Raw genomic sequence first — 263 nt, forward strand, 5'->3', positions numbered from 1 at the left:
TCCGTATTCCCCGGAACAATAGGAAACAAACGTATTGTTGATTGTTTCTTTCAGACGATCCGTGTTAAAGTTTCCGATAAACTGTCCCTGATCGAGAATTCCTACAAGAACGTCCGCGTACGGAACTTCTTTTTTGTACTCTTCGCTCTGAGCCAGACTTTTCTTTGCCGGAATCTGTGTGCAGCGTATGTTATGCTCTAACATAACATCATCCTGATACAGATATTCAAGGAATTTCAAAGCGATTTCCTGTTCTTTACAAC

At 41.1% G+C, this 263-nt stretch carries 1 protein-coding gene; it reads right to left on the minus strand.

Going from position 1 to position 263, the window contains the following annotated elements; genetic code table 11:
- Positions 1-240, minus strand: a 240-nt coding sequence (locus NE637_RS15450; protein ID WP_256267815.1) for a type 2 periplasmic-binding domain-containing protein, incomplete at its 3' end; no start/stop codon positions are given.
- Between the last annotated feature and the right edge of the window lie 23 nt (positions 241-263).

The organism is Desulfovibrio desulfuricans (assembly GCF_024460775.1).
Classification (GTDB): Bacteria; Desulfobacterota; Desulfovibrionia; order Desulfovibrionales; family Desulfovibrionaceae; genus Desulfovibrio; species Desulfovibrio desulfuricans_E.